The sequence below is a fragment of the Hahella sp. CR1 genome, assembly GCF_029813005.1.
Taxonomy (GTDB): Bacteria; Pseudomonadota; Gammaproteobacteria; order Pseudomonadales; family Oleiphilaceae; genus Hahella.
In genome coordinates this window covers 297,119-318,577 of the sequence record NZ_JAPELK010000004.1, presented here as the reverse complement: position 1 = coordinate 318,577, position 21,459 = coordinate 297,119, and the positions used below count along the sequence as shown (strand labels likewise).

At 56.5% G+C, this 21,459-nt stretch carries 19 protein-coding genes; 11 read left to right on the top strand and 8 right to left on the bottom strand.

Annotated features, from left to right (window positions below; all coding sequences use genetic code 11):
* The first annotated feature begins 98 nt into the window (after nucleotides 1-98).
* From ONV78_RS12080 to ONV78_RS12070, 3 genes are all read left to right on the top strand, one after another.
* On the top strand, nucleotides 99-1,313 hold the full coding sequence (locus ONV78_RS12080; protein ID WP_216734831.1) for a PilT/PilU family type 4a pilus ATPase: 1,215 nt from the start codon (nucleotides 99-101) through the stop codon (nucleotides 1,311-1,313).
* 233 nt (nucleotides 1,314-1,546) lie between these two features.
* Nucleotides 1,547-2,923, top strand: coding sequence for a wax ester/triacylglycerol synthase family O-acyltransferase (locus ONV78_RS12075; RefSeq protein WP_279503366.1), 1,377 nt, complete (start codon nucleotides 1,547-1,549; stop codon nucleotides 2,921-2,923).
* Between the two features lie 121 nt (nucleotides 2,924-3,044).
* Nucleotides 3,045-3,698, top strand: coding sequence for a DUF4291 domain-containing protein (locus ONV78_RS12070; protein ID WP_279503364.1), 654 nt, complete (start codon nucleotides 3,045-3,047; stop codon nucleotides 3,696-3,698).
* 94 nt (nucleotides 3,699-3,792) lie between these two features.
* On the opposite strand, the gene ONV78_RS12065 is transcribed toward ONV78_RS12070, so the two are convergent.
* Nucleotides 3,793-4,389, bottom strand: coding sequence for a DUF938 domain-containing protein (locus ONV78_RS12065; RefSeq protein ID WP_279503362.1), 597 nt, complete (start codon nucleotides 4,387-4,389; stop codon nucleotides 3,793-3,795).
* Nucleotides 4,390-4,736: 347 nt separating this feature from the next.
* Here ONV78_RS12065 and ONV78_RS12060 point away from each other — a divergent pair, with 347 nt between their 5' ends.
* Together ONV78_RS12060 and ONV78_RS12055 are read left to right on the top strand one after the other, a co-directional pair.
* Entirely contained in the window at nucleotides 4,737-5,306 is a 570-nt protein-coding gene (locus ONV78_RS12060; RefSeq protein WP_279503360.1) for an NAD(P)H-dependent oxidoreductase, read from the top strand.
* Nucleotides 5,307-5,389: 83 nt separating this feature from the next.
* Nucleotides 5,390-6,052: an SDR family oxidoreductase gene (locus tag ONV78_RS12055; protein WP_216734836.1), complete on the top strand. Its 663-nt coding sequence runs from the start codon at nucleotides 5,390-5,392 to the stop codon at nucleotides 6,050-6,052.
* 94 nt (nucleotides 6,053-6,146) lie between these two features.
* On the opposite strand, the gene ONV78_RS12050 is transcribed toward ONV78_RS12055, so the two are convergent.
* The 3 genes from ONV78_RS12050 to ONV78_RS12040 are packed head-to-tail and all read right to left on the bottom strand — an operon-like array spanning nucleotide 6,147 to nucleotide 9,449.
* A complete protein-coding gene (locus tag ONV78_RS12050) occupies nucleotides 6,147-6,737 on the bottom strand; it encodes a nucleotidyltransferase family protein (RefSeq protein WP_127969222.1) in 591 nt (196 codons plus the stop codon).
* Nucleotides 6,738-6,762: 25 nt separating this feature from the next.
* On the bottom strand, nucleotides 6,763-8,961 hold the full coding sequence (locus ONV78_RS12045; RefSeq protein WP_279503356.1) for a xanthine dehydrogenase family protein molybdopterin-binding subunit: 2,199 nt from the start codon (nucleotides 8,959-8,961) through the stop codon (nucleotides 6,763-6,765).
* 14 nt (nucleotides 8,962-8,975) lie between these two features.
* Nucleotides 8,976-9,449 carry a (2Fe-2S)-binding protein gene (locus tag ONV78_RS12040; RefSeq protein ID WP_216734838.1) on the bottom strand — a complete coding sequence of 158 codons (474 nt, stop codon included), beginning with the start codon at nucleotides 9,447-9,449 and terminating at the stop codon, nucleotides 8,976-8,978.
* A gap of 226 nt (nucleotides 9,450-9,675) precedes the next feature.
* Here ONV78_RS12040 and ONV78_RS12035 point away from each other — a divergent pair, with 226 nt between their 5' ends.
* Entirely contained in the window at nucleotides 9,676-10,806 is a 1,131-nt protein-coding gene (locus ONV78_RS12035; protein WP_279503353.1) for a hypothetical protein, read from the top strand.
* Nucleotides 10,807-10,819: 13 nt separating this feature from the next.
* Here the strand turns inward: ONV78_RS12035 and ONV78_RS12030 are convergent, their stop codons facing one another.
* The gene (locus ONV78_RS12030; RefSeq protein WP_279503352.1) at nucleotides 10,820-12,157 is read right to left on the bottom strand and encodes a sphingomyelin phosphodiesterase; all 1,338 of its coding nucleotides are present in this window, start codon (nucleotides 12,155-12,157) and stop codon (nucleotides 10,820-10,822) included.
* A 192-nt stretch (nucleotides 12,158-12,349) separates the two neighbouring features.
* On the opposite strand from ONV78_RS12030, the gene ONV78_RS12025 reads away from it, so the two are divergent.
* Complete coding sequence (locus ONV78_RS12025; protein ID WP_216734841.1) at nucleotides 12,350-13,375, top strand: DUF2804 domain-containing protein; 1,026 nt, start codon at nucleotides 12,350-12,352, stop codon at nucleotides 13,373-13,375.
* Between the two features lie 73 nt (nucleotides 13,376-13,448).
* On the opposite strand, the gene smrA is transcribed toward ONV78_RS12025, so the two are convergent.
* Nucleotides 13,449-14,030 (bottom strand): DNA endonuclease SmrA, encoded by a 582-nt coding sequence (gene smrA, locus ONV78_RS12020; protein ID WP_216734842.1) that lies wholly within the window; start codon nucleotides 14,028-14,030, stop codon nucleotides 13,449-13,451.
* 167 nt (nucleotides 14,031-14,197) lie between these two features.
* On the bottom strand, nucleotides 14,198-14,587 hold the full coding sequence (locus ONV78_RS12015) for a TM2 domain-containing protein (RefSeq protein ID WP_279503348.1): 390 nt from the start codon (nucleotides 14,585-14,587) through the stop codon (nucleotides 14,198-14,200).
* Nucleotides 14,588-14,779: 192 nt separating this feature from the next.
* Between ONV78_RS12015 and ONV78_RS12010 the strand changes: the two genes are divergently transcribed.
* Complete coding sequence (locus tag ONV78_RS12010) at nucleotides 14,780-15,517, top strand: SprT family zinc-dependent metalloprotease (RefSeq protein ID WP_279503346.1); 738 nt, start codon at nucleotides 14,780-14,782, stop codon at nucleotides 15,515-15,517.
* 43 nt (nucleotides 15,518-15,560) lie between these two features.
* Here ONV78_RS12010 and ONV78_RS12005 read toward each other — a convergent pair whose 3' ends face one another.
* Nucleotides 15,561-17,036 carry a methyl-accepting chemotaxis protein gene (locus ONV78_RS12005; protein ID WP_279503341.1) on the bottom strand — a complete coding sequence of 492 codons (1,476 nt, stop codon included), beginning with the start codon at nucleotides 17,034-17,036 and terminating at the stop codon, nucleotides 15,561-15,563.
* A 723-nt stretch (nucleotides 17,037-17,759) separates the two neighbouring features.
* Here ONV78_RS12005 and ONV78_RS12000 point away from each other — a divergent pair.
* The 3 genes from ONV78_RS12000 to ONV78_RS11990 are packed head-to-tail and all read left to right on the top strand — an operon-like array spanning nucleotide 17,760 to nucleotide 21,375.
* Complete coding sequence (locus tag ONV78_RS12000) at nucleotides 17,760-19,202, top strand: AMP-binding protein (RefSeq protein ID WP_279503338.1); 1,443 nt, start codon at nucleotides 17,760-17,762, stop codon at nucleotides 19,200-19,202.
* Entirely contained in the window at nucleotides 19,199-20,578 is a 1,380-nt protein-coding gene (locus ONV78_RS11995) for a hypothetical protein (RefSeq protein WP_279503337.1), read from the top strand. The genes ONV78_RS12000 and ONV78_RS11995 overlap by 4 nt, the downstream gene beginning before the upstream one ends.
* Before the next feature lie 11 nt (nucleotides 20,579-20,589).
* Nucleotides 20,590-21,375, top strand: a complete 786-nt coding sequence (locus ONV78_RS11990; RefSeq protein WP_279503336.1) for an enoyl-CoA hydratase-related protein — start codon at nucleotides 20,590-20,592, stop codon at nucleotides 21,373-21,375.
* Nucleotides 21,376-21,459: the final 84 nt, after the last annotated feature.

Below are 21,459 nucleotides of genomic sequence, written 5' to 3'. Positions count from 1 at the left end.
ATAATTTTCGTCTATCTGTTAAAGACGCGCCCTTTGAAAAAAATCAAAAAGTCGACAATGCTCCAAACCAACCGGACATCACTTCGGGAGACTTCTGCATGGAATTCAACCAGTATCTGACCGTTCTGGCCAAGAATGACGGGTCCGACCTCTACCTGAGCACCGGCGCGCCGCCCTGCGCCAAGTTTCACGGTAAATTGAAACCCATCGATAAAACCCCTATTCCGCCGGGCAGAATCATGGAAATCGCCAACTCCATCATGGATGAAGAGCAGCGTGAGCAGTTCGCCCATGAGCTGGAAATGAACCTGGCGTACAGCATTCCCCAGGTTGGCCGTTTCCGGGTCAACATCTTTAAACAGCGCAATGAAGTCTCCATCGTCGCCCGTAATATCGTGACCGATATTCCCAACGCTGACAGCCTGGGGCTGCCCCCTATCCTGAAAGAAGTATTGATGTCGAAACGGGGTCTGATTCTGTTCGTTGGCGCCACCGGCTCCGGCAAGTCCACCTCTCTGGCGGCGCTGATCGATCACCGCAACAGCAATAGCGGCGGCCATATCATTACTATCGAAGACCCGGTGGAGTTCATTCACAAGCACAAGAAAAGCATCATCAACCAGCGGGAAGTGGGCGTCGATACGCGCAGCTACCATAACGCGCTGAAAAACACCCTGCGGCAGGCGCCGGACGTGATTCTGATCGGCGAGATCCGCGACCGGGAAACCATGGAGCACGCGCTGGCTTTCGCGGAAACCGGGCACCTGTGTATTTCCACCCTGCACGCCAACAACTCCAACCAGGCGCTGGACCGCATCATCAACTTCTTTCCGGAAGAGCGGCGTAATCAGTTGCTGATGGACTTGTCGCTGAACCTAAGAGCCTTCGTCTCTCAACGTCTGGTGCCAACGATTGACGGCAAGCGCACCGCCGCCATCGAGATTCTGCTGGGTACGCCCACAGTCAGTGAACTGATTCTGCGCGGCGATATCGACGGCATCAAAGAGATCATGCAAAAGTCGGAAAACATAGGCATGCAAACCTTTGACGCAGCGCTGTTCAAGCTGGTGCAACAGGAAAAAATCAGCGTGGAGGAAGCCCTGAAAAACGCCGACTCCGCCAACAACCTGCGTCTGCGCATCAAACTGCACGCCGGGGTGGAAGTTCCCACCAGCCTGGGCGATGAAAAAGTTGAGGACGCCGGCCCCGAAGAACTGGCGGCCAAGAAGCCCAGCAGCGGCTTTTCTCTCAGCCTGCAGGAAATTGAAGAGGACGACGAGGAGGATAACGACCCCTTCAAACCTAAAAATTGACCCCCAGCCAGTCTCCTGTTTTCCCGCAAGCGAGATACAGCCGCTTGCGGGCTGCGATAGCAGTTGTCAGCCGTTCCGGCTTCCGCCAAACTGAACCGCCTCAAAGACTTAGCTTTAACTCCAGGGTTGGCTACAGGCTTTGTAGCGGCAATTAATTTGCCGTGACGATTAAATTCAATAACAACGAATTTGCATAACAACTAAAAAGCACATCACACCAGGAAGTAGACGTTATGACCCCACTCAGTCCAGTCGACCAGATATTCCTCTGGCTGGAAAAGCGCCAACAGCCTATGCATGTCGGCGGTCTCCATATTTTCAGTTTCCCCGACGACGCCGACGCCAAATACATGACGGAGCTGGCGCAGCAACTGCGCGCCTACGCCACGCCGCAGCCGCCGTTCAACCGCCGCCTGCGCCAGCGCTGGGGGCGTTACTATTGGGATACTGACGCCCAGTTTGATCTTGAGCACCATTTCCGCCATGAGGCGCTGCCCAAGCCCGGCCGTATCCGGGAGCTGCTCGCGCATGTTTCCGCAGAACACAGCAACCTGATGGACCGTGAGCGCCCCATGTGGGAATGCCATCTGATTGAAGGCATTCGCGGACGCCGTTTCGCGGTGTACTACAAAGCGCATCACTGTATGCTGGACGGCGTCGCCGCCATGCGCATGTGCGTGAAATCGTATTCTTTCGATCCCGCCGCGACGGAGATGCCGCCGATCTGGGCGATATCAAAAGACGCCAGACCAGCGCGCGAGGCGCACGCTCCCACCGCCGGCGATCTGGTTCACAGCCTGTCGCAACTGGTGGAAGGCGCCAGCAAACAAATCGCCACGGTCCCCACACTGGTCAGAGAGCTGGGCAAGAACCTGCTGAAAGCCCGCGATGACAGCGACGCTGGCCTGATCTTCCGCGCGCCGCAAAGCATTCTCAATCAACGCATTACCGGCTCACGCCGATTCGCCGCCCAGTCCTACGCGCTGGAGCGCTTTAAGGCGATCGGCAAGGCGTTCCAGGCCACGGTCAACGATGTGGTGCTGGCGGTGTGCGGCAGCGCTTTGCGTAACTATTTGCTCAGTCGCCAGGCGTTGCCCGATCAGCCCTTGATCGCGATGGCGCCCATGTCCATCCGCCAAGATGACAGCGACAGCGGCAATCAAATCGCCATGATTCTGGCCAACCTCGGCACCCACATCGCCGACCCGGTGCGTCGATTGGCGGTGACCCAGGCTTCTGCGCGGGAGTCCAAAGAACGCTTTCGTCAGATGACGCCGGAAGAAGCAGTCAATTACACGGCCCTCACCCTGGCGCCTTCGGGCTTGAATCTGCTGACAGGCCTCGCGCCCAAATGGCAGGCGTTCAATGTGGTGATATCCAACGTGCCCGGCCCGGACAAGCCGCTGTACTGGAATGGCGCGCGTCTGGAAGGCATGTATCCGGTATCAATCCCGGTGGATTACGCCGCATTAAACATCACGCTGGTAAGCTATCGCGACCAACTGGAGTTCGGCTTCACCGCCTGCCGCAGAACCCTGCCGTCCATGCAGCGGTTACTGGACTATATCGAGCAAGGCATCGCCGAGCTGGAGAAAGCAGCGGGAGTCTGAGCCGCGATCAAGCGAAGGCGCCGCAGTTGGCGCGCGCCTTCGCTTCGGTTAACCTAAGCGCTCTCACCGCCGGTTAAATTCGGCAATAGGAGAAATAACTACATCACTAAGGAAGTGAAAAATGAAAATCAAAGATATTAAAACCACACCCTACCTCGAACAGACCACTCTCTGGCCCGCCAGCGGCAGACATATTCTGGCGCATCAGAATCAAGACACACTCATCGTTTATCAGGCTTATCGACCTGAAATCGGCGAGTACGCCATCAAACACGGTCGCTTCGGCGGCGCGTACAGCTACTCCCGCATGAGTTGGATTAAACCCAACTTTCTGTGGATGATGTATCGTTGCGGCTGGGGCATGAAGGAAGGCCAGGAGGTAGTGCTGGGCCTGAGAATACGCAGACAGTTCTTCGAAGACATCCTGAGCCAGGCGGTTCCCTCTTCCTACAATCCGGAAGAGTTCCCAACTCAGGAAGCCTGGAAGGAAGCCGTGCAAAACTCCAACGTGCGTCTGCAATGGGACCCGGATCATACGCCGAACGGAGCCAAATGCGAGCGCCGCGCCATTCAGTTGGGACTACGTGGAGACATGCTCGCCCGCTATGGCAAAGAAGAAATTCTGGAAGTGATCGACTTCAGAGAGTTCATCGCTGAGCAACGCGCTCACGCCACCCCGGAACGCTATGCGGAGCTGATGACGCCACAGGAGCAGGTGTTTATCCCCTCTGACGCCAAAGTCAGCGCCCGTTTGCGTCTGGACTCTCCAGACTGACCAACGCTTGCGGGCATTTCCGCCGCAAGCGCACTCTCTTTCTCCTCCTCCCTTCCTCTTTCTCTTCCTCCCTTCACCCTTCACCCTTCACCCTTCACCCTTCAAAGCAAAATACCAGCAACAGATTGTTCGCTGGCAGCCGCTTGAGATTTTCCAGCTTGAAACCATAGCGCAACGCCAGCGCTTCAATGTCCGCCAGATCTTTCAGTCCTGCGTCAGGATCGCGGGTTTTCACCCACTCATCCAAACCCTGATTGCCTAGACTGGTGAATGCTCCGTTTTCATTAAACGGACCATAAACGCAAAAGGGAGACTCCACGTGTAAGCGCTTGGCGACGCCCGCAAACAACGCTTCCACAGGCGTCCATCCGATAAAATGCAACGTGTTCGAGGTATAAGCCGCATCAAAGATTTCAGTCAGCCCCCAATCCCCAGCCGTCACATCCAGCGCTTTGGGCGGTAAAAGATTATCCAGACCCGCCTCCTCCACCCAGGCGCAAATACCCGGCAAGGCCTCCGCCAGATCCGTCGGCAACCATTGCAGATGAGGCATGCGCTCAGCGATATACACCGCGTGCTGCCCGGTGCCGGCGCCGATTTCCAATACTGTTTTCACATTGGCGAACGGCTCTCGCACCGCCTCGGCGATCGGGGCCTGATTCCGCAAGCAGGCTTCAGCGACAGGTTTCACAACTGGGTCTCCTTAATGTTTTATCCGGGTTGAATCATTTCCAAATCCTCCGGATATTGCAACCTATGCCGTTGGATAGAAAAGCGGCAAGCAGTCAGTCTAAAAAATACACTGATCATAAATTACCAAAATCTCCGCAATCCCTACGAAATAAAGGGCTCCCATCGTTTTCCAAAGAGATATCCACAGGATGTGTGGATATCTGAATCGCATTCTCAGATTACAAATCAATCAAATTTATCGTAATGCGATCAGACTCCTGATCGCCGGGCGGCGAAATTTAGAGGTGGAGAGAAGCCGTCAGCGTCGGTATTCTTCGAGAAATCTACTCAACTAAGGAGGTCGATGTGAGTAAACCCAAAATTCTCGTCTTTGCCGGCAGTCTGCGTAAAGACTCTCTGAACAAGAAACTGGCGCGCGCGGCGGGTCGCTATGCGGAAGCCGCAGGCGCCGAGGTGACCTTTCTGGATCTGGCGGATTATCCCCTGCCCATTTACGACGGAGACATAGAAAGCGCATCCGGCCTGCCGAAGAACGCGCTCAAGCTTAAGCAGATTCTCGCAGCTCACGACGGATTCATTCTGTCTTCCCCCGAATACAATGGCGGCATCAGCGGCGTTCTAAAGAACATGATCGACTGGGTGTCGCGTCCACTGGAAGGCGAGCCCTCCATGGCGGCGTTTAAAGATAAATGGGTGGCGTTACTGGCGGCGTCTCCCGGCGCCCTGGGCGGCATTCGCGCTCTGCCGATGGTCAGAACCATATTGTCCGGCATTGGTTGCGTGATGATGCCTGAGCAAGTGGCGCTTGGGCAGGCCAACAAAGTCATCGACGCGGAAGGCGCCATCACGGACGAAGCCGCCGCCTCACGGGTGCAACGTCTCAGCGAACGCCTGGTCCGCTTCGCCGCCAAATAACCGCATCGCGCCTTGTATCCTTTGCGGGGCGTCCCCATCTCCCTGGGGAACCCTCCATTCATCAAGGATACAAGGAGCACATCATGGCTCACGTCGTCATTACCGGCGCCAATCGCGGCATCGGTTTGGAACTGGCGCGCCTTTTCAGCCAACGGGGCGATAAAGTCACCGCCATCTGCCGACGCGCTTCCGACGAGTTACAACAACTGAACGTGACCGTTTTGACCGATATCGACATCAGCCAGGACGCATGCGTGGAACAGATTCGCCAGGCCCTGGCGGGACAAGCCGTCGATATTCTCATCAATAACGCCGGCCTGCTGCACCATGAAACCCTGCCCAGCCCCAACTGGGACACCATGCGCGCGCAATTCGAAATCAACACGCTGGGCCCCCTGCGCGTAACCAGCGCACTGATGGAGAACCTGCATAAAGGCGCCAAGGTAGGACTGATCACCAGTCGCATGGGGTCAGTGGCAGACAATAGCTCCGGCGCGTACTACGGTTACCGCATGTCCAAGGCTGGCCTCAACGCAATTGGTAAATCTCTGGCGCTGGACCTGAAAAGTCGCGGCGTGGCGGTGGCGTTGCTGCACCCGGGCTATGTTATTACGGACATGACCGGGCATTCCGGCGATATCACTCCCGACGTATCAGCGAAGGGACTGGCCGCACGCATAGACGAACTGACGTTGGAGAACTCAGGGAAGTTCTGGCATGCGAATGGGGAATTGTTGCCCTGGTAAGTCGGACAAAAATGTAGGCCGGGCGACCATCGCCCGATGAGCTTGCCCTGTCCCGCGGAATGCGCGAGACAGGGCTCAGACAGCGAAAGCGGGTTCAGGGCAAAGAGTACGCCACCCCTTCCTGCCGCGCTTCATGGATATCATCCGGGGTATCCACATCGCACAGCACCCCGCGATCCTCCACGTCCAAACGCAATAACGCATCGCTGTAACGCTGCAACACCGACTTCGCTCCGGCGTCGCCGCCCAGGGCCATCAATTGCGGGTAAAAGCGGCGTCCGAAAATTACCGGATGTCCCTGCCGCTCGTGGTAGAAAGGCGCGACGATGCGCTCTTCCTCTCCACGCTCATGCAGCGCAGCCAGCGTGCTCGCGCGAATGTAAGGCATATCCGCCAACGCCACGCCGCAAAACATCCAGTCCCGTACTTGCGACACCCCCCAGGCCAATGAGGCGCCCATACCCGCCTCCGCGTGGGGACAAACCGTATAGGGAACGTCAAGGCGATCCAACAATGCAGTGACGGCGTTGTGTCCGGGTCTGACCACTACCAGCACCGGTTGCTCCGTCGCCGTCAACGCCGCCAGAGTGTGCGCCAGCAGCGCACGTCCGTCTCTCATTTTAGCCGTCAGTTTGTCCGCGCCGAAGCGGCGGCTCTGTCCTGCGGCCAGCACCAACCATCCCATAATTATTATAATCTCCCGGCTATATTCATGTTTTCAGCCGCAACGGCAGGTCGCGCAAGCGTCGTCCGGTCAGCCTGAATACGGCGTTGGCCACCGCCGGCGCTATGGGCGGCGTTCCCGGCTCTCCTACTCCGGTGGGAGCGGCGTCACCACCAACCAGAACCACATCGATTTCCGGGGTTTCATTCATGCGCAATACCGGATAATCGTGAAAGTTTGACTGTCTCACCGCACCCTGAGTATGGGTTATCTCCCCATACAGAGCCGCTGTCAAGCCGAAAATGACGCCGCCTTGCATTTGTGCGATCACCGTATCAGGATTCACCGCCAATCCGCAGTCGACGGCGCATACGACTCGATGCACCCGGATAGCGTCGTTTTCCACAGACACTTCCGCCACCTGCGCGACATAGGTTCCAAAGCTTTTATGGCAGGCTACGCCGCGCGCTCTGCCTGGCGCCAGCGCACCCTGCCAGTCCGCCTTCTGCGCCGCCGCGCGCAGCACTCTTAAATGGCGTGGATGATCACGCAGTAGTTGTTCCCGATAGGCCAACGGGTCCTGACGGGCATGATGCGCCAGCTCATCGATAAAACTCTCCACCACGAAGGCGTTGAAAGAATGCCCGACCGAGCGCCAATAACTGATAGGTACGCCAGAGTCGGCCTTCATATGGCGCACGCGGATGTGAGGAATCGCGTAAGGGACATCCTCCGCGCCCTCATACGCGCTCTGATCCGGCGTGACCATTTTCGCCACGCCTGCGGCCATGCGCACCATGGCTTGCGGCGCCCATGTCGGAGCGACCGCTCCCGCGGCTTCTTTCGCGTAATGATCAATCACCCGCGGCGCGGCGATGTCATGAGTCCAGGCGAGCGCTTCGCCCCCTGGCGACAACGCCGCAGTCAGTCGGTGCAGCGACGCGGGCCTAAATAAGTCATGCTGAATATCTTCCTCTCGCGACCAGATTAATTTCACCGGGCGATCGAAATGTTGCGCGATGGAAACGGCTTCGCCAACGAAATCCTGGCTCAGGCGACGCCCGAACCCACCACCGATAAACGTGGTGTGAATATGAATGTCGGCGGCGGATAGGCCGCATTCTCTTCGCGCCACCGCCCGCGCCACGTCAGGCCCCTGAGTCGGCGCCCAGACGTCGCAACGCCCGTCCCGAAACCAGACCGTGCAATTTTGCGGCTCCATAGTGGCGTGGGCGAGAAACGGAGCGCGATACTCCGCCGTCACTCTCTCTGAAGTTGACGCCAATGCGCTCTCGACATCGCCTTCGCTGCGAACGGCATCTCCGCTTTCCGTGTCCAGCGTTTGCCGGTAGAGATCAAAGACCAACGCGGTATCCAGCGCTCCCAATTCTCCGGCGTCCCATTCAATCTTCAGCTTGTCCCGGGCCTGACGGGCGCGCCAGTATTTATCCGCCACAACGGCGACGCCACGGGGAACCTGTATGACCGCCACCACGCCGGGCATATTCCGCGCCGCCTGATCGTCCAGCGCGCGCAAAGCGCCCCCCGCCGCGGGAGGCCGCGCCATCACCGCATACAACATATCCGGCAATTGCACGTCGATGCCGAAGTCTGCGCGGCCGAAGCTTTTCAAGGAAGCGTCCAGTCGTTGATTGAACTTGCCGATGTAGCGGTAATCCACTGGCGACTTCAAGGTAATGTCAGTCGGCGTGGACTGCCGCGCCGCCAGTTCCGCCAGCTCGCCATAACTCAGCGATGGACCGCCTTCGCGCAAGCGACAGACGCCATGCTCGGTGATGATTGATGACGCCGGCGCATTCCAGACCTGCGCCGCGGCGGCGACCAGCATGGCTCGCCCCATGGCCCCCGCCTCCCGCAATCGCACCCAGTTGCTGCTCAAACTGGTGCTGCCGCCGGTGATTTGCAGACCGAAATCAGGCTGTTCGTAGGCGGAATCCACCGGCGCAAACACGACTTCGATGGAGGCAGGATCGACATCCAGCTCTTCCGCCAGCAACGTACACATGCCCGTGTAGGTTCCCTGCCCCATCTCCACCCGGTCCAGAGTCAGAATAACGCGATTGTCCGGCGTGACCTCCAACCAGGCGTTGGGTCGCAGCGAATTCGTCTCCATCCCTTGCGGCAAGGACGCGCAACCAGGCAACTGCAAAGCGACCATCAGACCGCCGCCAGTGCTGAGGGAAGCCCGAAGCAAGTCTCTACGGGATAATGCAATGGTCTCCATAACCCCTTCCCCCTCTATTTCTGGTTTGAGTTCTGATTGATTTGCGCCGCCGCTTGATGGATGGCGGCGCGAATGCGGGGATAGGTTCCGCAGCGGCAAATGTTGCCGGACATGGCGTTGTCGATATCCGCATCGGAAGGCTGGGGATTTTTCGTCAGCAAGGCGCAGGCGGACATGAGCTGCCCGGATTGGCAGTACCCGCACTGGGGTGTATTCAACTCCACCCAGGCCTGCTGCAACGGATGGGGCTGGTCTGGATCGCCAATGCCTTCGATAGTGGTGATCTTGCGTTCCTGGGCCACGCTCGCCGGAGTAATGCAGGAGCGAATGGGCTCTCCATCCAGATGCACGGTACAGGCGCCGCACAACCCCATGCCACAGCCGAATTTGGTTCCCGTCAGTCGCAACTCATCGCGGATCACCCAAAGCAATGGAGTATCCGGCGTCACATCCACTTCTCTTGGTTCGCCGTTCACGGTTAATTTCATAAAGACGCCCTGTTCGCATTTTGTTGTTATGATGCTCGAAAGACTAAATGACCCACGGTCATTTGTCTATGTAGTAACCGAAAGCGCTGGAGTTCACATGTAGGCGCTTACTTTCGCTCTGCGCGCTTATAACCGTGGCGCCACACAAAACTTTTCCTTATAGTTCGCGTAGTTAAAACATAATGTTTTGTCAGGTAGACCTTTGCGCTAAGGGAGTTCGCTGAGCATGAAGCCGACGTTGGCAATCAAGCGGTTTGTCTTTGTCTGTATCACATTATCCCCAGGCCTCGCCTTCGCCGAGCGCCTGTCCATGACGCCGGATTTTCTGGACTATTTTTCCGTCAATCCTCCACGCACCACGCTGCCTTCCGCACCGGAAAGAGAGCTGCTGGAGCGCTATAAGCCTCGTTTTTTTGCGGCGGAAGGACAGACGTTATTTATCGATTTTTATCGCGACTACATCGCCAACGGCCGTCTGTATGACAAACACGGCGCGCTGATCAGCGAGGACGTCAGTCCGGAAACCCTCAACAAATTCACCTACAATCCAGACGTCTGCTTTTTTTATGACGGCGATGGCGACACGAGTCGACAGGTCGCCTACGGCCGGGTCGACTACGACAATGTCGGGCTGGAAGACGCCAAAACCTGGACCTTTCTCACCTACAACCTGACATTCGCTTATTCCGGGCTGCCGGTGGGCATGCCGGGCTGGAAGTCGATCATGTTGAACCTGCTGGGAGATACCCGTCACTGGCGCAGCCCGGATCAGTACGTCTCCGCCACCATTGCGCTGAATGACCAGCAACGCCCTATCGCCATCACCTTGCAGCAGCATGACTATCTGACCACGTACATTCTGAACCGGGATCTTGAGCTGCCGGAGGATGGCCGCATCAGGCTGGATATCGCCAAGTCATCCAACGAACTGTATCCCCATTCGCCCTCCGAACAGAGACGCCGCGCCGCCACTGCATTGACGCCGGACGACGCGGAATACCTGATCTATGGCGCAGATCGCCCCTTTCTTGGCGGCATGGATGTGACCCACGGCCAAATAGAGATCGAATACACGCTGACGGCGCTGCCGCCGGACGACGCCTTCTATCAATTCAAAGGCGAGCTGGGCGAATCCCACATGTTATGGAACCGCGACGCGCCTTCCGGCGCCGACTACAGCACCGCGCCCGCCCTGAAGCCCAAGTCCATCGCCATGGCCGCGGGATACCGCCGCGAAGATGATCAGGACTACCTCCAGCTACTGCAGGACTGGCGGGACAGCGGTTACGGCAAGCTGCCCGACCATGTCAAAACGGCCTTCATGCGCCGCTTCACCGAAGATCTGCCGGCGCCATGACTGGCCTCCGCCCCTATTCCACCGGATAGGCTGGCAACGGAAAGACGAACTCGCCTTCCACAGGGAAGTGATCCGATAAATCCCAGGTCGTCCAGTGCTCCCATTCGATGAAACGGGGAATGCGCACTCGATTGTGGGAGTACACCGGGGCGACGTGCGCGTTCGAGGTCAACACGTAATCCAGATATTCGGTGTACTTGGAGTCCGCGAAGGTATTCACGCCGCCATCATAGGTATGCGGATACTGGCTCTGTGACGGCGGATCAGCGACGTCCAAAATCGCCAGCATATCCTGATGCTCCGTCGGAAAGTTGAGCTTATCCACATTGAGATCGCCTGCGATGATGACCGGCTCATCCGCCGCCGCCCCTTTGCTGTCGACAAAGGCTTTGTACTGCTGCAAATGCCAGCGCCGCAGAGCGACATCTTCTTCCCCGGTATAGGCGTGGGTATGCGTGCCGAACAGATGGTAAATCTGTCCGCCCTTATCGATTTTGGCGTAATTGGCCCCTTTCGAGGCGAAGCATCCGTCATTGCGGCAGCCTTCGTAGACCATCGTGTCCTGCTCCAGGATCGGCCAACGGCTGGCGATAAAACTGCCTCCCGTCAGAATGCGCCCCAATTTGAAGGGAATCTCCGTCAGGTACGGATATTCCGCCTGCAGATCGCTGCGAAAACGCGCGGTAAGTATTGGGTCGAACACTTCCTGAAACACCACGGCGTCGTAGCCTTTCACGGCTTCCGCCATGGTGGCGAGTCGGTTGGAGGTGTTCTTTGACATCAGGCCCGGCAACAGAGCCCAGGCGTTATAGGTGAGTACTTTGAAGTGATTGCTTTGGGGAGTGCGCTCGCTGAGGGTCCAATCGTTATTGATGACATAGTACACATCATCTCCGCCAGGTCTGGCGTATTGCGAGCGATACGCCAAGTGGCTGTCCACCCCGTCAAACTCTCTGGGGATGGCGTGAATGTCGCGATCATAACGCCAGGGGTCGTCGTCCGCCGCAATCCACATTTTGCTGAAATTCCAGGTTCCTTCGAGTTTCTGCCGCAGCAGCGCCGTACTATTGCGCCCCATTACGGTGGTGTCGAAGAAGTAGGTTTTACCCCACTTGATGCCCTGGTCACGGTTGAAGCGCAGAATTTTTACCGTGGCCAGGGGCGGAATCTCCGTCTCCAGCCGGTCCCATTCCACACCCTCCCGGATGTTGTCGTAACCGCTTTGCGCGGTGCTCAGAGTGACTGTCTCCATCGTGCTGTTGGTCAGGTAGATATAAGTCTCCGCCCAGGACCATCGCGTCAGCAGTAAAAACATCGCCGCTCCCGCCAGCCATTTATATAATCGCCGCATCTCCGTCCTCCCAAGATTGTTATTTTTATCGTCTCTAAGAAGTCAGTGAGCGGAATGTAACAGAACGTCATTAACATAATCGGACCTGAATCACAGATTTAACCCCGTTAAATTAACATTAAAATGAAAACGGAATAGCCTCTGTCATGGCGTACAACACCTGAAAACATAAAAAAAACCATGTGAGACAATATGACCAGCTTCCACACCCCCATTCTTATTGGCGAGGACGGCCAACCTGCATGGGGCCGCTTTTCCCAACCCGTCGGGCAGATCAACTATTGGGATTATGATCTGCGCACCCCCATGGACCAGGCCGTCAGCCCCTTCTTCAAGGAAAAGAAGTTCAACCAGTTTCAGTTCTTCGGCCTGCTCAGTCAGGATTTGATTATCGGCGTCGCCATCGTTGACCTGAAATGGGTCTCCAACGCCTTTCTCTACTGCTTTAACGGCGCGACTGGCGAATATGAGGAATTCAGCTTCCTGCAGCCGCTTGCTCGTAAAACTCAGTTTAGCGTCACCCCGGACAACGGCGACGTGAGTTTCAGCAACGGCAAAAGCGAGTTCGATTTCAATAACTTCCCTTCCGGACACAAACTCGACGTCGTACTGCAAAGCGGGCTGCAGCTCTCCGCCTATCTGGATTTCGGCGTGCGCCAGGACCCGCTGCGCCTGTGCTGCCCCGCTGGATACAACGGCTGGGTCTACACCCAGAAAAGCGCTGGCCTGCCGGTCAGCGGCCATCTGATCTGGAAAGGCCACAAGTACCTGCTGGAGCACATGGGCATGATGGGCTCTTCTGACTGGTCCTGCGGCTTCATGCGCAGAGAAACCGTATGGAAGTGGGCCTGCGTCAGCGGCGTGGACTCCACCGGCCGCCGTCTGGGTCTGAATCTGGCCAACGGCGTCAACGAAACCGGCATGACGGAGAACGCCATGTGGTTGAACGGCATGATGCACCCACTGGAGCCGGTGCGTTTCCGCTTCAACCGCCGCGAGCCTTTCCAGCCCTGGCGGGTTTACTCGGAGAGCAAAAAAATCGACCTCACGTTCACCCCGCGAGGATGTCGCCGCGACAAAATCAATCTGTGGCTGCTGGCCTCTAATTTCCGGCAAATGTTCGGCAGCTACAACGGCCGCATTATCACCGCCCAGGGCGAAGCTATCGATATTATCGATCAGCCCGGATTTGCTGAAGATCACTATGCGAAGTGGTGAGAATAAGCCGGATCGGTAAGAGGTAGACGGAAAACACGACGCCGGCTTCTGGCCGGCTGCGTTTTCTCAAAGATTAGCGGGAGCCAAAACGTTCCCGATTGTTCTGCTTTTCACGGTCGCTTTTGCGCAGCAGAACATAGACTGCGCCGGAACCGCCATGCTGTTTTTGCGCGCTGTGAAACGCCAGGACTTCGTCGAATTCCCGCAACCAGCGATTGACGTAACTCTTGATGATCGCTTCCTGATTCTGATTACGGTCGCCCTTGCCATGCAGGATGATCACCGTGCGCAAGTCGTAACGCAGACAATCGCGCACAAACTGGAACACCTCTACCCGCGCTTCCTCCACCGTCTTGCGATGCAGATCAAGACGCGCTTCGATCTGGTACTGGCCGAGCCGGAGCTTTTTATACACTCCATGCTGCACGCCATCTTTTTTGTATTCCAGCAGGTCATTGCTTTTCAGTATCTCGACATGATCGTCAGAGCTGAGAAAGTTGAGATCCAATAGCTTATGCCTGACGGCGGCCTTACGGCGAACCTCCTGTCCCGGGGTTTCTTCCTTGGTTTTCTTGACGTCCGCCTGATTATGGCGGGGCAACGGCTTGACCCCTGACATCTCTTCGGCAAAAAGATCATCTTTATCTTCTTGCATGGTACTACCCTCTTCTACTGTTAAGCCTGCGCCCGCATCCCTTCGGCGCCATCTTGTTTCGTTCTAACATCTTCGCCCGCGCCAGCGCAAGCCGTCCACAATGCGTAGCCATCAGTGGACGGACCCAAGCCGCCCACTGATTCAAGAAACGGCTGATCGTCGTCAGCTTAGGCAGCGTTCACTTCGGAAATCTGGTCGTTCAGCGTCCAGAAGTCGTAGAGAATACCCAGGCCAAACACACCGCCCGTGACCAAATACAACAGGCCAGTCAGCCATTTGCCCATGTAAAAACGATGTACGCCGAAAAAGCCCAAAAAGGTCAAAAGAATCCAGCTCGCCGTGTAGCTGGTGGAGCCGTCTTTAAAACGACGATCCGCTTCGCGGTCCATAGAGGGGATCAGGAAAAGGTCAATAATCCAGCCAATGCCCAACAGGCCAAGAGTGAAAAACCAGATAGTGCCGGTAACGGGTTTGCCATAGTAAAAACGATGAGAGCCGGTAAACCCGAAAATCCACAGGATGTATCCCATGGCTTTGGAATGCGTGTCATTTTGCATATGCGTCATATTTCCGCTGTAAAGTGGATTTCCATGTTAATGAGACTGGTTAATGGGGTCGGAAGCCCATATATCAACCGGACCACCGTATTTTTACATACCCGGCGGCGAGACCGCCAAGCGCATTGTAATCCCGTCCCACGGCGTTAGCGGTTACAATGCCGGCAGCAGCTTTGAGAGACCCCATTCCCGATGACAGAAAACGCCTCCGCCACCAACCTGTGCATGCACCCGGCGCTGGACCTGCAGTATCAACTGCTGCGCTCCTCCCGCCGCAAATCTGTAGTGATTGAAGTGCACCGGGACCAGAGCGTCAAAGTCCGCGCGCCATTGCGCGTCAGCCAACGGGACATTCACCGCCTGCTCGGGGAAAAAATTCACTGGATTCGCATGCAGCAGCACAAACAGGCGCTGCTGCCGCAGCCTCAGCAAGCCCCGGGTTACGCCACAGACAGTCTCCATTATTTCATGGGCGCGGAGTTCAGGCTGGCGTACCAGCCCAATTTACGCTCCCTGGCGTTGACAGAGGACGGACGTATTTGTCTGCCCGGTCGCTATCAAGAGAACCCGGCCCAGGCGGAAAAGTACCTGAATACCTGGTATCGCAATCAGGCGCAGGCGCTGTTAGAAGAGCGCCTGGCTTTATGGAATGAGCGCATCGCCGCCTGGAATGTGGTTCAACCCACCCTGCGCCTGCGCTTCATGCGGCGTTATTGGGGCAGCTGTAATCGCAAAGGCATGATCACGCTGAATGTGAATCTGGTGAAGATTCCGCTGTCATTGGTGGATTATGTGGTGACCCATGAGCTGTGCCATCTGCGGGAAATGAACCACAGCCCTCGTTTCTATGCGCTACAGGAGCAGTTATTGCCGGATTGGCGCAGCCTGCGCAAGGAAATCCGTCTTTGGGAACAGCGGGTTTTGCCCTGACGCATATCCTCTGCGCGACTATCGACTTACGCCGCCCCAGTCCCTATTTCACCTTCATCGCCTTCACCAGACGATCCAGCGTATTGGCCTGAGTGTGGATGGATTTGCTGCTGGCCGCGACTTCTCCGGCGATCTGCGAAGTGTCCCGGGTGAGGTTGCGCATTTCCTGCAGGTTGTCATTCATGGCGCCGACCGTCGCGCCCTGCTGTTCGACCGCGGTGGCGATCAAAGTGTTCTTTTCCAGAATGTCCCGCACCAGCTCTTTCACGCCGGTCAGCAATCCAACTGTATTTTGTGCGCCGGCGAGGCAGCGCTCCGCATCTTCCCGCCCCTCCAGAATGCCCTTCTCCACTTTCTTCTCCAGATCCTGAATGGCGTTGACGATGGAGTCGATGCCCTCGCTGGCGGTGTAGGCGCGAGTGGCCAGGGTTCTCACTTCGTCCGCCACCACGGCGAAGCCTCTTCCCTGTTCGCCTGCTCTGGCCGCTTCAATAGCGGCGTTCAGCGCCAACAGGTTGGTTTGCTCGGAGATACTGGTGATTTCCCCGGTGGAAGACTGGATTTTCTGTGTGTCCTCGTTGAGCTGGTTGGTCAGATCGACCAGCGAGTCCACTGATTTGGCCAGCTTAGCGATGGCGACTTTGGAATCCTGCGCCTCTTTTAGTCCAGATTCAGTTTTCGCATCGGCGTTGCCTGACATTTCCCGCGTCTCATCCGCGTACTGCGCCACCTGCTGCGCCGCATCCAGCATCTGCTGCATGGAATCCGCCACGCTTTCGGTTTGGTTGGCCTGACGGGACATCTGATCGCGGGTCTTTGTGGAATACTGCGCCAGCAATCCCACTTCCTGCTGCAGCGTAGCGACAGCGTTATGAATCTGCAGCACCGCCTCTTGATAGGTCTGCTGCATCTGATTGAAGGCTGAAGCCATTTGCCCCACTTCATCCTCACATTCGATCGGCACCCGCAGCGTCAGGTCGCTCTGGCTCTGCGCCTGCAACATGATGGATTTGAGTCGATTGACGTGACGCTCCACAAAGGCGATCAGTAATTGCGACGCCACCAGCAGCAGGCACATCAGAACAAAAACTATCCCGGCAAACGCGGGCGCCTGCTCCTTAAATACTTTCCATAAACTGGGCGCGGCGCCCAGCGCCACTTTTACCTTGCCGCCATCACGCAGATAGGCCACCACCTTATCTGGTTCGTCCGACATTAAACTCTCCGCAGACTGCACCAGCATTCGCGGTTGCGCCGCAGCGTCGCTGGAAATCGTGCGCAAGACGTCCCGCTGCAGCGTATTAGCCGGCACTTTATCCAGTTCATACACGCGCAAGGGACCGGCTGTCTGCCCAGCGGGAGCGCGCACCGCCACCTTCAACTCGGACGCCAACAGCTCAATACCACCGTTATGAGACAAGCGCATGGAGGCCAATACCAACGCCAGCATGATGCCAAACGAAACTGCATTGACCAGCCAAAATTTATATCTAAGACCGACATTTGTGAGCCAGGACATTCGTACCACACTTGGTTATCAGGTTTACAATCGGCCGCCCACGCCTCCGCCTGAGGCAAAAACAACGACCTCGTAGCAAGTGTAGTACAAAGGTAAAAAATTTTTTTGATTCAAGCCGTTAATCAGTTTACCTAGCGCAACGCCATAGATAGAACAAACACTTTCGCTCCTTCTTACCAGCCTCATTCCAACCCCAGACTAATCCCGTCGCCCTTGCAGATAAGTTTACTTGTATTTACGAGATATATTATCAGCCCTTGGATATAACCTTATTTAAAATTCATTTATTTATACTTTTTCATCAATTTATTATGAACTTTTCCCAGCAACAAAAGTCGTAATCAAAGTATTAATTCCCCATTTCGACGGGAACTAATCTCAAAGATAAAAGTTAAACAAAAAGTTAAATATATAAAGAAACGGAGAATATTCGCCGCTTCACCTAATCCATTTGTTTTACAACGATCATAGTCCATTGACATCAGGCGAACCGAGGCTTGAAGGGTTGCTTTCGCCTTGTCAAAAGATAAATAGAAGGAGAGACTTATGAACTTCACCGCTTCCGTCATTCAAAAATCAGAACTTTCCCAATCTATACAGAAGTTTCGTTTAGAACCTCTGCAAGGTTTATCTCCCAAAGATCAAATAAAATTTATCCAATATGGCCAGGGCGAATATAAGACGCCGCCCTTTAGCAATATATATTTAGCCATAGAACAAAGTATGAAGACCTTTGCACATCAAACCGCCGTCGAGCATCTGGGCGAAAAGATCAGTTATGGCGAACTGCAAAAGCAAGTGGATTTTCTCGCAGGCATTTTGATTTCGGCGGGTGTAAAAAAAGGAGACCATGTCGCTCTGTTTGTACGTCGATCCATCCCCATGGTGGTTGGCGTTCTGGCGACGCTCAAGGTCGGGGCCGCCTATGTGCCGCAGGACGTGAAGATCTGCCCGCAGGAACAGTTAAAGCTCGTCGCGCAATCCTCCGCCGCCAGGGTGATGCTTACCCTTTCTGAATACTATGACAGCGTGCCGGTTCCTCCAGACTGCGAGCGCCTGTGTATCGATGAAATCCTGAGCCGCCGTGCATGCGCCGATAGCGCCCCAATTCCCCCATCTTTTCCGACCGTAGAGGAAGATGACGCCTGCTTCGTGCTGTTCACCTCCGGCACAACCGGAGCGCCCAACGGCGTCAAAGTCACGCATGGCAATGTCTGCAACCTGCTGCTGACCGCGCCGGGCGATCTGGGCATTCAACCCGGAGAAAAAGTCGCGCAGATCTTGAATATCGCCTTCGACATGGCCGCCTGGGAGATCCTGACCACCCTCGCCCACGGTGGAGAATTGATTATCCGCGGCTGCGATTTTCAGGAAACGGTCAGCCGCGCCAATGTGGTGATCGCCACCCCCAGTATTTTGAGCAAACTCGATCCCGCCGCCAGCCCCAACCTCCGTGCAGTCGCAGTCGCGGGGGAAGCCTGCCCCGAGCCGCTGGCGAGAAAATGGGCCGCCTATTGTGAGTTCTATAACTGCTGCGGTCCCACTGAAGTGACCATTGTGAACACCATGGGACGCTACCTGCCGGATCAGGGCCCGCTGAGCATCGGAGCCCCCACGCCGAACAATACGGTCTACATCTTAAACGATTCACTAAAACCCTGCGCCATCGGAGAAGTAGGTGAAATGTGGGCTGGCGGCGCCTGCGTCACAGCGGGTTATATCAACAACGATGTACTCAATGAAGACCGCTATCGCCACGACCCCTTTCTGGATAACGGCGGCAAAATGTTCCGCACCCGCGACCTGGGGCGCTGGCTGGAAAATGGCGAACTGGAACATTTGGGACGTACTGACGATCAGGTCAAGGTACGGGGTTTCCGGGTCGAGCTGAACTCAGTTTCCTGCGCCATAGAAGCCCTGCCGGGATGTCAGCAGGCGGTGGTGATCAAACATACCAGCCGCGACCTCGCCGCCTTCGTCAAACCCGCCAGCGTCAATCCTGCTCTGGTAAAGCAGGCCGTCGCGGCAAAGCTCCCTTATTACTGCATCCCCGATAAAGTCCTGGCTCTGGACGAGTTCCCCATGACCCCGCGGGGCAAGGTCGATAAGAAACGCCTGGAGGAAATGCTGGCGAATATCCCCGCCTCGCAGGAGGTTCCGGCATGACGGCATCCTTATCCAAGACGGCGTTGCAATATGCGCCCAAGGCGCCGCCGCAGAAAAAGCACATTGACCTTTCCCGCATCAAGATGCCGCAGCAACATCCTTGGCACAAATGGGCCCGTCATCCGAAGGTGATGCCTTATAACCGTCTCGCCGTACTGATGACCGCCTTCAATATCGGCGCGCTGTACTGGCTGACAAATGGCGGCTGGCGCATAGACCAACTGCCGATGGAAACCGTGCTGAACGGCACCCTTGTCAATTTCACCATCGCCATTCTGATTCGACAGCAGTATGTCGTTAATGCGCTGTTCGCCATCGCCACCAGCATGCCCACCCACTGGCCGCTGAAATGGCGCTGGGCCATGGGAAAGGTGTATCACTTTGGCGGAATTCATGTGGGAGGGTTCTTTTGCGGTACGCTGTGGTACGCCGCGTTCACGGTTTTCAGCCTGCTCGGAAGCTATGCCGCCCTGCCCTCGTCGATACCGATATTGGCGTCTGTTCATCTGAGCATACTGACTCTGATGATCATTCTCGCGTTGCCCGACCTGCGCGCCAAATATCACGATCAGTTCGAGTTCTCCGCACGCTTCGGCAGTTGGGCGTCCGTCCTCTTGTTTTGGGCGCAGACGCTTATTCTAAGCGCGGCGGCGCACCCGGTCAGCGAGTTGCCGTCTGCGTTGGCGACCTCGCCTCAGGTGTGGGCGCTGGCGGCGGTGACCCTCAGCATCCTGGCGCCCTGGCTGCGCCTGCGCAAAGTGGAAGTGACCATCCACAAACCTTCGAACCACGCCGTCATCGCCGACTTCAACTATGGTGTGACGCCCTTCGCCGGCTCATCGACGGATCTCAGTTTGAACCCGCTGTTTGAGTGGCATGCGTTCGCCAATATTCCGTTGCCGGGTCGGGAAGGTTTTCAGTTGGCCATATCCCGGGCTGGCGACTGGACGGGGGCGTTCATCGATAACCAGCCCCGAAAAGTGTGGGTCAAGGGTATTCCCACCGCGGGGGTCGGCAATATCGAAACCCTGTTCAAAAAGGTGGTATGGATCGCCACGGGCAGCGGCATCGGTCCCTGCCTGCCGCATCTGGTTGCGCAAGGCGTGCCGGCAAAGCTGGTGTGGGCGACGCGCAATCCCCGCAAAACCTACGGCGATGAGTTGGTAAACGACATTAAAGCCGCTCACCCGGACGCCTTGATCTGGGACACCGACACTCATGGCAAACCCGACCTCGCCAGACTGGCCTATCTGGCTTATCGCGATACCGGCGCTGAAGCGGTTATCTGCATCTCAAACAAAAAGGTCACCTGGAACGTTGTTTATGAACTGGAAAGCCGCGGCATTCCCGCCTTTGGCGCCATTTGGGATTCTTGAGGAGATTGATCATGACTGCACTAATACAACAAACCAGCGTCAACGGCGTCACGACCTTGACGATCAACCGCCCGGATAAACTGAACGCCTTATCGCCCGAGCTTTTTGTCGAGTTAAAAGCCATTCTGTTGCGCCTGCAGGAGCCGGGTTTCCCTGTCCGCGGCGTGATTCTGACCGGCGCAGGCGAAAAAGCGTTCATCGCTGGCGCGGATATCGCCGCCATGCAGCAAATGTCTCCTGAAGAAGGCGAACGATTCGCCGCCCAGGGACAGGAGATTACCGCCTTACTGGAGGCGTTGCCCATTCCGGTCATCGCCTGCGTGAACGGCTACGCCCTTGGCGGCGGCTGTGAGCTGGCGATGGCCTGCGACTTCATCTATTGCACCGAGCGCGCCCAGTTTGGCCAGCCGGAAGTCTCATTAGGCCTGACGCCCTGCTTTGGCGGCTGCGTGCGGCTGAGCCGTTTCGTCGGCGCCGGACGCGCCCGCGAACTGATCTACACCGGCCGTCGCATCGACGCAGGCGAGGCGCTGCGAATCGGCCTGGTCAACCGCGTGTTCGCCGACGCCGACGCCATGCTGGCCGCCGCCCGGGATATCCTGCTGCAATGTAAAAGTCAGTCTCCCGTGGCTATTTCCCTGTGTAAACACACCATTAACGCCAGCTATGGGCGCACTACTGATGAAGCGCTGGAAGTGGAGAAAAACGCTTTTCGGCGCACTTTCGAAAGCGCTGACAAGCAGGAAGGCGTGCAGGCGTTTGTTGAAAAGCGTCCCGCCGTTTTTCCTGGCAGGTGAAAGAAAAGAGAGGAGTAACGGCGGATTAACCTGCTAGTGAAAACCAGCTGATCTAACGAGGCGTGCGCAGTCCCAGCACGCCTC